The organism is Pseudomonas sp. (genome assembly GCF_002796985.1).
Taxonomy (GTDB): domain Bacteria; phylum Pseudomonadota; class Gammaproteobacteria; order Pseudomonadales; family Pseudomonadaceae; genus Pseudomonas.
The window spans coordinates 257,922-272,551 of sequence record NZ_PEKX01000004.1; the positions used below are offsets into that span (position 1 = coordinate 257,922).

At 66.1% G+C, this 14,630-nt stretch carries 13 protein-coding genes; 9 read left to right on the forward strand and 4 right to left on the reverse strand.

Translation table 11 applies throughout. The annotated features are described in order from the left end of the window. Positions 1-117 precede the first annotated feature (117 nt). From paaA to paaZ, 6 genes are all read left to right on the forward strand, one after another. Positions 118-1,110, forward strand: a complete 993-nt coding sequence (paaA, locus tag CTR55_RS04070; RefSeq protein WP_296284270.1) for a 1,2-phenylacetyl-CoA epoxidase subunit PaaA — start codon at positions 118-120, stop codon at positions 1,108-1,110. A gap of 20 nt (positions 1,111-1,130) precedes the next feature. Further along, the gene (gene paaB / locus CTR55_RS04075; RefSeq protein ID WP_017520939.1) at positions 1,131-1,412 is read left to right on the forward strand and encodes a 1,2-phenylacetyl-CoA epoxidase subunit PaaB; all 282 of its coding nucleotides are present in this window, start codon (positions 1,131-1,133) and stop codon (positions 1,410-1,412) included. Positions 1,413-1,422: 10 nt separating this feature from the next. Next, the gene (paaC, locus tag CTR55_RS04080; RefSeq protein ID WP_296284271.1) at positions 1,423-2,196 is read left to right on the forward strand and encodes a 1,2-phenylacetyl-CoA epoxidase subunit PaaC; all 774 of its coding nucleotides are present in this window, start codon (positions 1,423-1,425) and stop codon (positions 2,194-2,196) included. Next, positions 2,183-2,716 (forward strand): 1,2-phenylacetyl-CoA epoxidase subunit PaaD, encoded by a 534-nt coding sequence (gene paaD / locus CTR55_RS04085; protein ID WP_296284272.1) that lies wholly within the window; start codon positions 2,183-2,185, stop codon positions 2,714-2,716. Before paaC ends, paaD begins: the two co-directional genes overlap by 14 nt. Before the next feature lie 25 nt (positions 2,717-2,741). Beyond that, positions 2,742-3,818: a 1,2-phenylacetyl-CoA epoxidase subunit PaaE gene (gene paaE, locus CTR55_RS04090; protein WP_296284273.1), complete on the forward strand. Its 1,077-nt coding sequence runs from the start codon at positions 2,742-2,744 to the stop codon at positions 3,816-3,818. 327 nt (positions 3,819-4,145) lie between these two features. Beyond that, positions 4,146-6,197, forward strand: a complete 2,052-nt coding sequence (paaZ, locus tag CTR55_RS04095) for a phenylacetic acid degradation bifunctional protein PaaZ (RefSeq protein ID WP_296284274.1) — start codon at positions 4,146-4,148, stop codon at positions 6,195-6,197. A 253-nt stretch (positions 6,198-6,450) separates the two neighbouring features. On the opposite strand, the gene CTR55_RS04100 is transcribed toward paaZ, so the two are convergent. Next, a complete protein-coding gene (locus tag CTR55_RS04100) occupies positions 6,451-6,786 on the reverse strand; it encodes a ribonuclease E inhibitor RraB (RefSeq protein WP_024762270.1) in 336 nt (111 codons plus the stop codon). 206 nt (positions 6,787-6,992) lie between these two features. Here CTR55_RS04100 and ptrC point away from each other — a divergent pair, with 206 nt between their 5' ends. Beyond that, positions 6,993-7,205 carry a type III secretion system co-regulatory protein PtrC gene (gene ptrC, locus CTR55_RS04105; protein WP_296284275.1) on the forward strand — a complete coding sequence of 71 codons (213 nt, stop codon included), beginning with the start codon at positions 6,993-6,995 and terminating at the stop codon, positions 7,203-7,205. 55 nt (positions 7,206-7,260) lie between these two features. Here the strand turns inward: ptrC and CTR55_RS04110 are convergent, their stop codons facing one another. The 3 genes from CTR55_RS04110 to CTR55_RS04120 all read right to left on the reverse strand — a co-directional run bounded on the left by CTR55_RS04110 (position 7,261) and on the right by CTR55_RS04120 (position 11,345). Beyond that, positions 7,261-9,504 carry a xanthine dehydrogenase family protein molybdopterin-binding subunit gene (locus CTR55_RS04110; RefSeq protein ID WP_296284276.1) on the reverse strand — a complete coding sequence of 748 codons (2,244 nt, stop codon included), beginning with the start codon at positions 9,502-9,504 and terminating at the stop codon, positions 7,261-7,263. Positions 9,505-9,515: 11 nt separating this feature from the next. Continuing rightward, on the reverse strand, positions 9,516-9,974 hold the full coding sequence (locus CTR55_RS04115; protein WP_253453838.1) for a (2Fe-2S)-binding protein: 459 nt from the start codon (positions 9,972-9,974) through the stop codon (positions 9,516-9,518). Positions 9,975-10,325: 351 nt separating this feature from the next. Beyond that, on the reverse strand, positions 10,326-11,345 hold the full coding sequence (locus CTR55_RS04120) for a zinc-dependent alcohol dehydrogenase family protein (protein ID WP_296284277.1): 1,020 nt from the start codon (positions 11,343-11,345) through the stop codon (positions 10,326-10,328). A 313-nt stretch (positions 11,346-11,658) separates the two neighbouring features. Between CTR55_RS04120 and CTR55_RS04125 the strand changes: the two genes are divergently transcribed. Both CTR55_RS04125 and mexE read left to right on the forward strand, forming a co-directional pair. Beyond that, positions 11,659-12,573: a LysR family transcriptional regulator gene (locus CTR55_RS04125; RefSeq protein ID WP_017517481.1), complete on the forward strand. Its 915-nt coding sequence runs from the start codon at positions 11,659-11,661 to the stop codon at positions 12,571-12,573. Positions 12,574-13,356: 783 nt separating this feature from the next. Beyond that, positions 13,357-14,592, forward strand: coding sequence for a multidrug efflux RND transporter periplasmic adaptor subunit MexE (gene mexE, locus CTR55_RS04130; RefSeq protein ID WP_296284278.1), 1,236 nt, complete (start codon positions 13,357-13,359; stop codon positions 14,590-14,592). Positions 14,593-14,630 lie beyond the last annotated feature (38 nt).

Sequence of the window (14,630 nt, forward strand, 5' to 3'; positions counted from 1 at the left end):
ATACCCAAACCAATTGCGACACATCATTTAGTGTTAGACATTCATTTCTGTATCATTTAAAAAGATAGCCATGGCCAAGGCCGTCCCACGAACAAGACAAAAGGCTGGAGACACAGCATGTACGCACAACTGGTTGAGACCGGCGTGAAGCGCATCAAGGCGCTGGAGGAGATGTCCCCCGAGGAACGCGCCTTCCAGGAAAAGATCGACGCCGAGGTGAAGATCGAAGCGAAGAACTGGATGCCTGACGCCTACCGCCAGACGCTGATCCGGCAGATTTCCCAGCACGCTCATTCCGAGATCGTCGGCATGTTGCCCGAGGGCAACTGGGTGACCCGCGCGCCGACCCTCAAGCGCAAGCTGCAGTTGATGGCGAAGATCCAGGACGAAGCCGGCCACGGCCTCTACCTCTACAGCGCCATGGAAACCCTGGGCGCCGACCGTGACGCCGAGATCGCCAAGCTGCATTCGGGCAAGGCCAAGTACTCGAGCATCTTCAACTACCCGACGCTGAACTGGGCCGACATGGGCGCGGTGGGCTGGCTGGTGGATGGCGCCGCCATCGTCAACCAGGTGGTACTCCAGCGCACCTCCTACGGCCCCTACTCGCGCGCAATGATCCGCATCTGCAAGGAAGAGAGCTTCCACCAGCGCCAGGGCTACGAAATCCTTTTGACCATGATGCGCCACGGCAACCAGGCGCAGAAGGACATGGTCCAGGACGCCATCAACCGCCTCTGGTGGCCGGCCCTGATGATGTTCGGCCCGAGCGACGCCGACTCCCCCAACAGCGCCCAGTCCATGGCCTGGAAGATCAAGCGGCAGAGCAACGACGAGCTGCGCCAGCGCTTCGTCGACCAGACCGTGCCGCAGCTCGAACTGCTCGGCTGCACCGCCCCGGACCCGGACCTGAAGTGGAACGAGGAACGCGGCCACTACGACTTCGGCGACATCCAGTGGGAAGAGTTCTACGAAGTGCTCAAGGGCAACGGCCCGTGCAACACCGAGCGCGTCGCCACTCGCCGCAAGGCCATCGAGGACGGCGCCTGGGTCCGCGAAGCCGCGGTCGCCTATGCCCGCAAACAACAACAGAAACAGGACGCTGCCTGAGCCGCGAGGAGAGAGAAGTCATGTCCGAGTGGACCCTTTTTGAAGTGTTTGTGCGCAGCAAGCATGGCCTGAACCACAAGCACGTTGGCAGCGTCCACGCCGCCGACGCCGCCATGGCCATCGAGAACGCCCGCGAGCTGTACACCCGCCGCAACGAAGGCGTGAGCCTTTGGGTCGTGCCCTCCGCGCTGATCACCGCCTCCTCCCCCGACGAGAAGGACCCACTGTTCGACCCTTCGCAGGACAAGGTCTACCGCCACGCCAGCTTCTACGAGCTGCCGCCCGAAGTCGGCCACATGTGAGATCGCGTGCATGAATCCGCATAACGACAAGATCGAATACCTGCTGCGCCTCGCCGACAGCGCCCTGATCCAGGGCCAGCGCCTGTGCGAATGGTGCGGCCACGCCCCGGCGCTGGAAGAAGAACTGGCGCTGATGAACGTCGGCCTCGACCTCGTGGGCCAGGCGCGCAACTGGTACGAGTACGCCGTGGAACTGCTGGACGACGGCCGCGACGCCGACGCCCTGGCCTTCCGCCGCGACGAGCGCGCCTTCCGCAACCTGCTGCTGGTGGAGCAGCCCAACGGCGACTTCGCCGTGACCATCACCAAGCAGTTCCTCTATGACGCCTGGCACTTCCATGTGCTGCACGCCCTGAGCGCTTCCAGCGACGAGCGCATTGCCGCCATCGCCGCCAAGGGCCTGAAGGAAGTCACCTACCACCTGCGCCGCTCCGGCGAATGGATGCAGCGCCTGGGCGACGGCACCGAGCAAAGCCATGCGCGCATGCTCGCGGCGATCCCGCAGGTGTGGCGCTTCACCGTCGAACTGTGCCCCCCTCAAGAGCAGGCCGACGACATCGAGCAGCGCCTGTTCGCCGAAGGCGTCGCGCCGAACCCGGAAGAACTCGCCGCCGCGTGGAAAGCCAAGGTCGCCGACATCTTCGCCGCCGCGACCCTGCCGCTGCCCGAACCTGCGGTGAACTTCTACCTCAGTGGCCGTCGCGGCGTGCACACCGAGCACCTGGGCATTCTCCTGGCCGAGATGCAGTTCCTCCAGCGAGCCTACCCCGATGCGACCTGGTGAGCTGATTACCAGCGACCGCGGCGCGCGCGCCGGCACGGCTGACGACCTCAGCCGCGCCTGGAACGTGCTCGGCGCGGTGATGGACCCGGAAGTGCCGGTGGTCAGCGTGGTCGAGCTGGGCATCGTGCGCGGGCTGGACTGGCAGGACGGGCACATTCACGTAGTGGTCACCCCGACCTACTCCGGCTGCCCGGCCACCGAGGTCATCGAGCAGGACATCCAGCACGCCCTGGAGCACGCCGGCTTCGCCGCGCCGCAACTGGAGCGCCGGCTGAACCCGGCCTGGACCACCGACTGGATCAGCGACAGCGGCCGCGAAGCCTTGCGCGTCTACGGCATCGCCCCGCCGGCCGGCAGCACCAGCAAGCGCAGCCTGCTCGGCGAGAGCCCGGAAGTCTGCTGCCCGCAGTGCGGCAGCGCGCACACCGAGCTGCTCAGCGAGTTCGGCTCCACCGCCTGCAAGGCGCTGTACCGCTGCGTCGACTGCCGCGAGCCGTTCGATTACTTCAAGTGCATCTGAGCGGCGCCGCCGCCGGAGAAGAACAATGAGCAAGTTCCACAGCCTGAAAATCAAGGAAGTGCGCGCGGAAACCCGCGACGCCGTGTCCATCGCCTTCGACGTCCCGGCGGATCTGGCCGACAGCTTCCGCTTCCAGCATGGCCAGCACCTGGTCATGCGCACCCAGCTCGACGGCGAGGAAGTGCGCCGCTCCTACTCCATCTGCAGCGGCGTGAATGACGGCGAACTGCGCGTGGCGATCAAGCGCGTGCCGGGCGGGCGCTTCTCCGCCTATGCCAACGAAGCACTGAAGGTCGGCGCCAGCCTGGAAGTCATGCCGCCGGCCGGGCACTTCAATGTGGAGCTGGACCCGGTGCGCCATGGCAACTACCTGGCGGTCGCCGCCGGCAGCGGCATCACGCCGATCCTGTCGATCGTCAAGACCACCCTGGAAACCGAGCCGAACAGCCGCGTCACCCTGCTCTACGGCAACCGCTCCAGCAACGCCGCGATGTTCCGCGAGCAGCTCGAAGACCTGAAGAACCGCTACCTGCAGCGCCTCAACCTGATTTTCGTGTTCAGCCGCGAACAGCAGGACGTCGACCTCTACAACGGCCGCATCGACGCCGACAAGTGCGGCCAGCTGTTCAGCCGCTGGCTCGACGTGAAGAGCCTCGACGCCGCCTTCATCTGCGGCCCGCAGGCGATGACCGAGACCGTGCGTGACCAGCTCAAGGGCAACGGCATGCCGGCCGAGCGTATCCACTTCGAACTGTTCGCCGCCGCTGGCAGCGAGAGCAAGCGCGAAGCCCGCCAGGCCGCCGCCGCGATCGACAGCGCGAAGAGCCAGGTCACCGTCATCAGCGACGGCCGCGAGCTGTCCTTCGAGCTGGCCCGCAACAGCGTCAGCGTGCTCGACGCCGGCAACGAACACGGTGCCGAACTGCCCTACTCCTGCAAGGCCGGCGTGTGCTCGACCTGCAAGTGCAAGGTGGTTTCCGGCGAGGTGGAGATGGACAGCAACTTCGCCCTGGAGGACTACGAAGTGGCCGCTGGCTACGTGCTGAGCTGCCAGGCGTATCCGATCAGCGACAGCGTGGTGCTCGACTTCGACCAGCTCTGATTTCGCTTTTCGTAGGAGCGAGCTTGCTCGCGAACCGCACTCTGCCGATATCCCGGCATGAAGCGGACCCCTGATCGCGGACGGAGTCCGCTCCTACGCGGAGATCAGCATACGTAGGAGCGGACTCCGTCCGCGATGGCCCCACCCCACGACGAATCGTTCATGTTTCACCGCCAACACCCCACAAGGACCCTGGCGGACCTTATCCGGCGGCCTAGCCCCGCCACCTAACTGTGCATCCAAAGAATGCGCCGCCGACGCCCACCCGGCGCGGCGGTCACCGGCACCCGCCGGCCCCCTTGTGTAGCGATCCGGAGGACAACAACCATGGCCCAAGAGCCTATCCTGCAAAGTTTCATCGGCGGCCGCTGGGTCGGCCAGCATGGCGCCCAGGCGCTGCGTAGCGCGCTCAACGGCCAGACGGTGGCGCGCACCCACGAAGAGGCGCTGGACTTCGCCGAAGCTGTCGCCCACGCCCGCGAGCAAGGCTTGAAAGAGCTGATGTCCATGGACTTCCAGCAGCGCGCCCAGCGCCTGAAGGCCCTGGCGCTGTACCTGACCGAGCGCAAGGAACAGCTCTACGAGATATCCCGCCACAGCGGCGCTACCCGCGCCGACAGCTGGATCGATATCGAAGGCGGCGCCGGCACCCTGTTCGCCTACGCCGGCGTCGGCGGCCGCGAGCTGCCCTCGGGCAACGTCGTCCACGAAGGCCCGGCCATGTCGCTTGGCAAGACCGGCAGGTTCGCCGGCAGCCACATCCTGGTGCCGCGCGGCGGCATCGCCGTGCACATCAACGCCTTCAACTTCCCCATCTGGGGGATGCTGGAGAAGTTCGCGCCGAGCTTCCTCGCCGGCATGCCGTGCATCGTCAAACCGGCCACCGCCACCAGCTACATCACCGAAGCCGCCGTGCGCGTGATGCACGAATCCGGCCTGCTGCCGGCTGGCAGCCTGCAGCTGATCATCGGCGGCACCGGCGACCTGCTCGACCGCCTGCAAGGCCAGGACGTGGTGACCTTCACCGGTTCGGCCGACACCGCCGCCAAGCTGCGCGTGAACCCCAACCTGATCCGCAATTCGGTGCCGTTCAACGCCGAGGCGGACTCGCTGAACTGCGCCATCCTCGCCCCCGACGTCACCCCCGACGACGAGGAGTTCGACCTCTTCGTCAAGGAAGTGGCCCGCGAGATGACCACCAAGGCCGGGCAGAAATGCACCGCCATCCGCCGCGCCATCGTTCCCGCCAAGCACATCGACGCCGTAGCCGAGCGCCTGCAGGCCCGACTGGCCAAGGTCGTGGTCGGCGACCCGTCGGTGGAAGGCGTGAAGATGGGTTCGCTCGCCTCCCACGCCCAGCAGGCCGACGTCGCCGAGCGCGTGGAAGCCCTGCTGAAGTCCAGCGAGCTGGTCTTCGGCGCCAAGGATGGCTTCGCCCCGCGCGGTGAAGGTGTCAACGAAGGTGCGTTCTTCGCTCCGACCCTGCTGCGCAGCCGTGACCCGCACGCCGAAGGCGGCGCCCACGACATCGAGGCCTTCGGCCCGGTGAGCACCCTGATGGCCTACGACGACCTCGACGAAGCCGTGGCCCTGGCCGCCCGCGGCAAGGGCAGCCTGGTGGCCAGCCTGATCACCCGCGACCCGCAGGTGGCGGCCAAGGTCGTCCCGGCCATGGGCGCGCTGCACGGTCGCCTGCACCTCCTCGACCGCGAATCCGCCGCCGAATCCACCGGCCACGGCTCGCCGCTGCCGGTGCTCAAGCACGGCGGCCCAGGTCGCGCCGGTGGTGGGGAAGAACTCGGCGGCCTGCGCGCGGTGAAGCACTACCTGCAGCGCACCGCCGTGCAGGGCTCGCCGAGCATGCTGATGGCGGTCACTGGCGAGTACGTGCGCGGCGCCAAGGTCTACGAGACCGAGGTGCACCCGTTCCGTCGCTACTTCGACGAACTGCAGATCGGCGAATCGCTGCTGACCCATCGCCGCACCGTCACCGAGGCCGACCTGGTCAACTTCGGCTGCCTGTCGGGCGATCACTTCTACATGCACTTCGATGAGCTTGCGGCCAAGGACTCGCAGTTCGGCAAGCGCATCGCCCACGGCTACTTCGTGCTTTCGGCAGCGGCCGGCCTGTTCGTTTCCCCCGGCGTCGGCCCGGTGCTGGCCAACTACGGCCTGGACACTCTGCGCTTCATCAACCCGGTGGGCATCGGCGACACCATCCAGGCGCGCCTGACCTGCAAGCGCAAGATCGACCAGGGCAAGAAGAGCCCCAAGGGCGAGCCGCAGGGCGTGGTGGCCTGGGACGTGGAAGTCACCAACCAGCTCGGCGAGCTGGTGGCCAGCTACGACATCCTGACCCTGGTGCTCAAGCGCGCGTGATGCGCTGAGCGCAGCGACTCCCGTGTCACCCTCGACCGGCCTTCGGGCCGGTTTTTTATGCCCGCTGACGATCAGGATCACCGGTAGGCGCTCTGACAGCCGGACACCATTACGCCCTGTTTCGTAGGAGCGGACGTTTCCCGGAGTCTGTTACCAGCCCGCGGGCGATGCACTCTGACAGCACCCGCCCCCTGGGTTTTCCGCAAAGAAAAACGGCGCCCAAAGGCGCCGTTCTTCCTGCTGCATCAGCCGATCAGAGCGCCGACCAACCGTCCATCTGACCACCCAGATCAGCGGAGTGCTCGGACAGCAGCGCGGCGTAGCCGCTGATGTGCTCGTGGCTGAGCTCCATCACCGGGTAGGCCAGGACCTGCCAGGGCAGCTTGTCGTTGCCGTCGTACTCGGAGTACGCCACTTTCTGCCCGTTCTGCAGCAGCATGATGGCGAAGTCCAGGGCGGACTGCTCATCCGGGAAGATCACCGCGAACTCCACCTCATGCTCGAGGGAGAGGTCTTCGCCGTCTTCCTGCAGGGCCCACAGGGCATCGCCGATTTCGTCTTCCGGGAAAAGCTGCTTGTCGCGGCTCATGTCACTGCTCCAATTCGATGAACAAAGTGCCCGGTGTGGGCATTCCCGCGCAGGATACCCGTCCTGCATGACAGATGCCGGAAAATCTCGCCGGCACCATCGCCTTTCGTGATGTTCACCATCACGGCGTTTCACTTCCAGCCTTGCCGGCACCGCGCGACGATGCAGCCATCGGGCCTGCGCCCTGCCACATCGAGCCTGCGACCATGCCCAACTCCATGCCCACCCCCATGCAAAGCCTAGACGCGGCCTACCGCATCACCTACATCACGCTGGACGAGGTGCAACTGCACTTCGAAACCGAAATCGCCGTACCCGACGAAGACGGCGGCCTCGCCCTGCTTCGCGCCGCCACGCCGCCGGCCGAACGCCGGGCGCTGCGTGAGCTGATCTGCGAGCAACCGGTTCTTGTAGCGTAGACCCTCGAAAGCCATTGTCCCGCGTGTGCGGGGCAATGGCTTGAGGCTTCCACCCTCACGCCTGCAATTGATTACCGATCGGCAAAGTACGGATACGTTTGCCGGTCGCCGCGAACAGCGCGTTGGCCAGTGCCGGCGCCAGGGGAGGAACGCCCGGTTCACCGACGCCGGTCGGCGGCTCGGCCGACGGCACGATGTGCACTTCCACTACCGGCATCTCATTGATGCGCAGGACCTGGAAGTCGTGGAAGTTGGACTGGTCGACCTTGCCGTCGGTAAGCGTGATGGCGCTGTGCAGCGCCGCCGACAGGGCGAAACCGATACCGCCTTCCATCTGCGCCTTGATCACGTCCGGGTTGATCGCCAGGCCGCAATCCACCGCGCAGACCACGCGATCCACCTTGAAGCTCTTGTCTGCCTTGTAGGTCACTTCCACCACCTGGGCGACGAAGCTGCCGAACGACTCGTGCACCGCGATGCCCCGGCCGCGCTGCTCGCCCTCCTTGCCCTTCGCCAGCGGTGCCAGCCAGTTCGCCCGCTGCGCCACCAGCTCCAGCGCGCCGCGATGACGCGGGTGCTTCTCCAGCAGCTTGCGGCGGAACTGATACGGGTCCTGCCTGGCGGCAATGGCCGCTTCGTCGATCAGCGTCTCGGTGGAGAACGCCGTGTGGGTATGCCCCACCGAGCGCCACCACTGGGTCGGCACCGTGACGTTTTCCGCCAGCGCCTGCTCGATGCGCAGGTTGGGCACGGCATAAGGCAGGTCGTCCGCGCCCTCGACGGCGATCTTGTCGACACCGTCCTTGACCATGAACTTCTCGAACGGCGTGCCGACGATGAAGGATTGCCCCACCAGCCGCTGCTCCCAGCCCACCAGGTTGCCCTGGGCATCCACCGCCAGCCGTGCGCGGTGCAGGAAAGCCGGGCGGTAGTAACCGGCGCGGGTGTCGTCTTCGCGGGTCCAGACCATCTTGATCGGCACCTTCACGCCCTGCTCGCGGGCCGCCTTGGCGATGGCGACCGCCTCCAGCACGTAGTCCGAATGCGGATTGGCGCGGCGACCGAAGCTGCCGCCGGCATACAACTGGGTGATGCTCACCTGCTCGGGCGGCATGCCCAGTAGCTGCGCCACGGACATCTGGTCGCCGGTCTGCCACTGCTCGCCGTTCCAGATCTGGCAGCCGTCGTCCTTGAGGAACACCACGCAGTTCAGCGGCTCCATGGCGGCATGGGCGAGATAGGGGAACTGGTATTCCGCCTCGATCAGGTGCGCCGGCTTCTCCAGCGCCTTTGCGATATCGCCTTCGTTGCGCGCCACCAGGCCGGGCTTGCTGGCCATGTCGCGGTACTGGGCAAAGATTTCCTGGCTGCCCATCTTGAAGGCCTTGCTCTCGTCCCACTCGACCTGCAGCGCGTCACGGCCCTGGCGCGCGGCCCAGGTATTCTTCGCCAGCACCGCGACGCCGGCGAAACGCCGCTCGCTGCCGGGGAACTGCACCACGTCGACCACACCGGGCACGGCCTTGGCCTTGCTCGCGTCGACTTTCGCCGGCACGCCGCCGAAGCGCGGCGGGTGGGCGACCACGGCCACCAGCATGTCGGGCAGGTGCACGTCCTGGGTGAACTGCGCGGTGCCGTCGGTCTTCGAGGGGCTGTCCTTGCGTGGCAGCTTCACCTGGCCGATCAGCTTGAAGTCCTTCGGGTCCTTGAGTTTTACCTCCGCTGGCACCGGTTGCTTCGCTGCCGCCTCGGCCAGTTCGCCGAAACCGGCCTTGCGCCCGGAAGCCGGATGGGTGACGACGCCGTCATGCACTTCGATCTGCTCGGCAGGCACCTTCCACTGCTCCGCCGCCGCCCCGACCAGCATGGCGCGGGCACTGGCGCCAGCCTTGCGCATCTGCTCGAAGGAGTTGGCCATGGCATTGCTGCCACCGGTGCCCTGCAGGTTGCCGAAGGCCAGGTTGGCGTAGCGCTTGGCGTCGGCCGGTGCGCCTTCGACTTGCACGTGGCTCCAGTCGGCGTCCAGTTCCTCGGCCACCAGGGTGGCCAGGCCGGTGTAGCTGCCCTGGCCCATTTCCACATGTTTGGCGATCACGGTGACGGTGCCGTCCGGGGCGATCCGTACGAAAGCGTTGGCCTCGAAATCGCTCGCCGCCTGGGCATCACCCAGCTTGCCCAGCAGCGGCGCGAAATAGATGCCCAGGGCCAGGCCGCCGGCGCCCCGCAGGAAGCTGCGGCGGCTGACGTTGAGGATGCTGCCGGGCTGCGCCGGCTGTTCGTCGGTACGGGGTTCGAGCATGACTTCAGTCCTCAAGCCAGGGTCTGGGCGGCGTCGTGGATGGCCGCGCGGATCCGCGCATAGGTGGCGCAACGGCAGATGTTGCCGCTCATGGCGGCGTCGATGTCGGCGTCGCTGGGCTGCTTGTTCGAAGCCAGCAGCGCGGTGGCCGACATGATCTGCCCGGACTGGCAGTAGCCGCACTGCACCACGTCGAGCTTGCGCCAGGCTTCCTGCACGGCCTTGCCGGCAGCCTGCTCGGCCACCGCCTCGATGGTGGTGATCTTCTTGCCGGCTACCGCCGCCAGCGGGGTAACGCAGGAGCGCGTCGGCTGGCCGTCGATATGCACGGTGCAGGCGCCGCACAGCGCCATGCCGCAGCCGTACTTGGTGCCGGTCAGCCCTGCAACGTCGCGTATGGCCCAGAGCAGCGGCATCTCGCCGGGGGCGTCGAGCTCGTGGTCCTTGCCATTCAGGTTCACGGTAATCATCAGGGATTTCACCTCTTCATGCGGGTGATGGAATGGAGGCGAAGCACAGCGGCTCCGACACGCAATGGATTCAGCCTAGGCGCAGGCGCCGGCAGGTGTCGCGACGATACGCGAGGAAGGCGCCGAGCGGTTTGCCTGGTTCTCTTGAGGCTTGCCTGATACTGCGCAGGGTGTGGTCTGTGCCGGCGGTGAGCTATCGCGGACGGAGCCCGCTCCTACACGGTGGTTACCGGGAGCGTAGGAGCGGACTCCGTCCGCGATCTTTGCCAGGCCGCGCCGAGGCTCAGACACAGGTTCGCGCGCACAAAAAAGCCACTCCGAAGAGTGGCTTTCTCGACTACGGATGACCGATCACTCCGGCATCTTCATCACCACACGGCCGCCGCCCGGGCAGGTTTCCATGTAGTAGTTGGCGTCGCGGTACTGGGCGAAGTCGAACACCCGGTCGATGCTCGGCTTGAGCAACTGGTCGGCGGTCATCTGGTTGATCGCGGTCAGCGCCCGTTGCACGGCTTCGTCGTTGCGGGTCAGGCCAATCTCCGGTTGCCCGGTGAAGTCCAGCACGCAGTGACGGTAGAACTGCAGGTGTTTCTTGAACGCCGCGCAGGCCGGGAAGGCTGCATCATTGCCGCCATTGATGCCGTACAGGATCAGCTTGCCGCGCTGCGCGGCCACGTCGCCCAGCAGTTTCATCTGCGGGCCGGCGCACTGGTCGAGGACGATCTCCACGCCTTCACCCTTGGTGAAGCGCTCGACTTCCAGCACCAGGTCCTGCTCCTCGGTGTAGATGATCTTGTCCGCCCCCAGGCCCTTGAGAAACTCGCGGGTTTCCTCGTGGCTGGTGGTGGCGATCACCTGAGCGCCGAGCGCCTTGGCCAGTTGCACCGCCTGCGGGGCGAGACAATGCCCGGCCTCGGTAATCAGCACGCGCTGGCCGGGCTTGATCTGCGCCAACTCCACCAGGGCGAAGTAGGAATACAGCAGGCCGGTATAGTGCACGGCGGCTTCGACCGGGCTCAGCACCTCGGGATAACGGGTCAGCGAGGTGCGCGGCACGATGACGTGGTCGCCCCAGGCCGGGTACAGGTTCGGCGAATTCGCCGGGAAACTGGCCACCGCCATGCCGGGCTCGAGGTCTTCCACGCCCTCGCCCACGGCTTCGACGATGCCGGAAAGTTCATAGCCGATGCCCGCCGGCAGCTTGGCCTGATCCGGGGCGAGGTTCTGCCGCCAGAGCACATCGCGCCAACTGACGCCCAGTGCCTGGGTACGGACCAGCACTTCACCCGGCCCCGGCTGCGGGGTCGGCATTTCCTCGATCTTCAGGACCGAGGCGTCACCGAACTGGTGGAAACGGATCATGCGGGACATCACATACCTCGCCTTAGTAGTGCTCATAGCCACGGACTCTATCCGGGCTTTAGGGGTGACGCCACCGTTCACCATTGATAATTGACATAAACGCCGATGATTCGAGAAGCAGCAAAACCCTCGTACGACGTGGCCGCGAGGCTCTGCGCCGGGGCTGCCGAGGTCGCCTGGGCGATTGCACTCCTACAGCATCGGACCACACCGCCGTGGCGAGATTCTCATTAAAAAAGTGGAAATTGATCAAGGACTTATCTGACAGACTTGACTCAGGGCACGCTCGGCCCCACTTTTCCCCCATCGCCAGGGAGTCCCTATGAACCGCAACGACCTCCGCAAGGTTGACCTCAACCTGTTGATCGTTTTCGAGACGCTGATGCATGAGCGCAGCGTGACCCGCGCCGCCGAGAAGCTGTTCCTCGGCCAGCCGGCGATCAGTGCGGCCCTGGCGCGCCTGCGCGGTCTGTTCGACGATCCGCTGTTCGTCCGCACCGGGCGCAGCATGGAGCCCACGGCGCGGGCGCAGGAAATCTTCGGCCACCTCTCGCCGGCGCTGGACTCCATCTCCACCGCCCTGAGCCGCGCCGCCGACTTCGACCCGGCCACCAGCAAGGCGGTGTTCCGCATCGGCCTGTCCGATGACGTGGAGTTCGGCCTGCTGCCACCGCTGCTGCGCCGCCTGCGTTCCGAAGCGCCGGGCATCACCCTGGTGGTGCGCCGCGCCAACTACCTGCTGATGCCGCAATTGCTGTCGTCCGGGGAAATCTCCGTAGGCGTGAGCTACACCGACGAGCTGCCGGCCAACGCCAAGCGCAAGACCCTGCGCCGCAGCACCTGGAAGATCCTGCGCGCCGACTCGATTCCCGGCGCGCTGACCCTCGATGACTACTGCGCGCGCCCGCACGCGCTGGTGTCCTATGCCGGCGACCTGGACGGCTTCGTCGACCAGACCCTCGCCGAGATGGACCGCAAGCGCCAGGTAGTGCTGGCCGTGCCGCAGTTCGTCGGCCTCGCCCAGTTGCTGGCCGGCACCGACATCATCGCCACCGTGCCCGAATACGTGGCCCTGGCCCTCACCGCCGCCGGCGGCCTGCGCGCCGAGGAGCCGCCCTTCCCCACGCGCCTGGCCGAGCTGTCCATGGTCTGGCGCGGCGCCCAGGACCAGGACCCGGCCGAGCGCTGGCTGCGCTCGCGCATCACCATGTTCGTGGGTGATCCGGACAGCCTTTGACACCGCCCTACGTAACTTGACCTTGTAGGAGCGAGCTTGCTCGCGAACCCGCATGGCACGGTGCATGGGTTGAAATACTTCGCGAGCAAGCTCGCTCCTACGAAGAGCCTCGTTGGCAGGGCCCCAGGGCGTAGGGCGCATAACCTGGAGCAGGTTATCCGCCGGCACCAACGCGGCGGATAACAGCCGGCGCGTTATCCGCCCTGCGTGACTCCCCCTGTAGGAGCGAGCTTGCTCGCGAACCCGCATGGCACGGTGCATGGGTTGAAATACTTCGCGAGCAAGCTCGCTCCTACGAAGAGCCTCGTTGGCAGGGCCCCAGGACGTAGGGCGCATAACCTGGAACAGGTTATCCGCCGGCAACGACGCGGCGGATAACGCCCAAGGCGTTATCCGCCCTACGTGACTCCCCCTGTAGGAGCGAGCTTGCTCGCGAACCGCCCCAGCACCGGCGCCGCAGGAAAATCCGTTCGCGAGCAAGCTCGCTCCTACGAAGAGCTTCGTTGGCAGGGCCCCAGGGCGTAGGGCGCATAATCTGGAACAGGTTATCCGCCGGCAACGACGCGGCGGATAACGCCCAAGGCGTTATGCGCCCTACGCGACGCCCTTCCGGGCAATCCCCGTGCCCACTCCTTCTATCTATTCGTACACATAGTGCAAAAGCATTTATCACTGGGCGTGATAATCAAAATCTGCTCGTTCGATTAGTTCCCAGGCGCCCCCTTGCGCAGACTCCGCTCCATCAGAAATCCCAAAACCAATTAGATCGCCGGAGTCTTTTCCATGGAGCGAAATCTGAACACCTTGCGTATTCCGTTGGCGTTGGCCGCCGTGCTGGTTCTCAGCGCCTGCGGCAAGGGCCAGGAGGCGGCCCAGAACATGGCCGCCCCCAAGGTCAGCGTGGCGGACGTCATCGAACAACCGATCAACGAATGGGACGAGTTCACCGGCCGCCTGGAGGCTCCGGAGTCCGTCGAACTGCGCCCGCGCGTCTCCGGCTACATCGACCGCGTCGCCTTCCGTGAAGGCGCGCTGGTGAAGAAAGGCGACCTGCTGTTCCAGATCGACCCACGGCCGTTCCAGGCCGAGGTGCATCGCCTGGAAGCCCAGCTGCAACAGGCCCGCGCCAACCAGACCCGCACCGTCAACGAAGATGCTCGTGGCGTGCGCCTGCGCGCCACCAACGCCATTTCCGCGGAACTCGCCGACGCTCGCACCGCCGCCGCCACCGAGGCGAAAGCGGTGGTCGCCGCGACCCAGGCGGAGCTGGACAATGCCCGCCTGAACCTGTCGTTCACCCAGATCACCGCGCCCATCGACGGCCGCGTCTCGCGCGCCGAAGTCACAGCCGGCAACCTGGTGAACAGCGGCGAAAGCGTGCTGACCACCCTGGTCTCCACCGACAAGGTCTACGCCTACTTCGACGCCGACGAGCGCGTCTACCTCAAGTATGTCGACCTCGCCCGCAAGGGCGGCCCGGACGCCCGTGGCAGCAGCCCGGTGTACCTGGGCCTGACCGGCGAGGACGGTTTCCCCCACCAGGGCCGGCTGGACTTCCTCGACAACCAGGTCAACCCCAAGACCGGCACCATCCGTGGCCGCGCCGTGTTCGACAACGCCGCCAACCAGTTCACCCCCGGCCTTTACGCCCGCATCAAGCTGGTCGGCAGCGGCACCTACCCCGCCGCGCTGATCAAGGACGAAGCGGTCGGCACGGACCTGGGCAAGAAATTCGTGCTGGTGCTCGACAAGGACAGCAAGGTGCAATACCGCGGCATCGAGCTGGGCCCGAAACTCGAAGGTCTGCGCATCGTCCGCTCGGGCCTGGTGAAGGGTGACCGCATCGTCGTCAACGGCCTGCAACGGGTTCGCCCGGGTGCCCAGGTCGACGCCCAGGGCGTGGAGATGGCCAGCAAGGAAACCCTCGCCAACCTCGAAAGCCAGCGTCGCGCGCTGGAAAGCATCGAGGCGCCGAAGGTCGCCGAGAAATCCGCCAGGCCGGACGCGCCGCGCGGCTGACCCCAACCCGTAATCCATGAACTGACGTACCAGGCCCT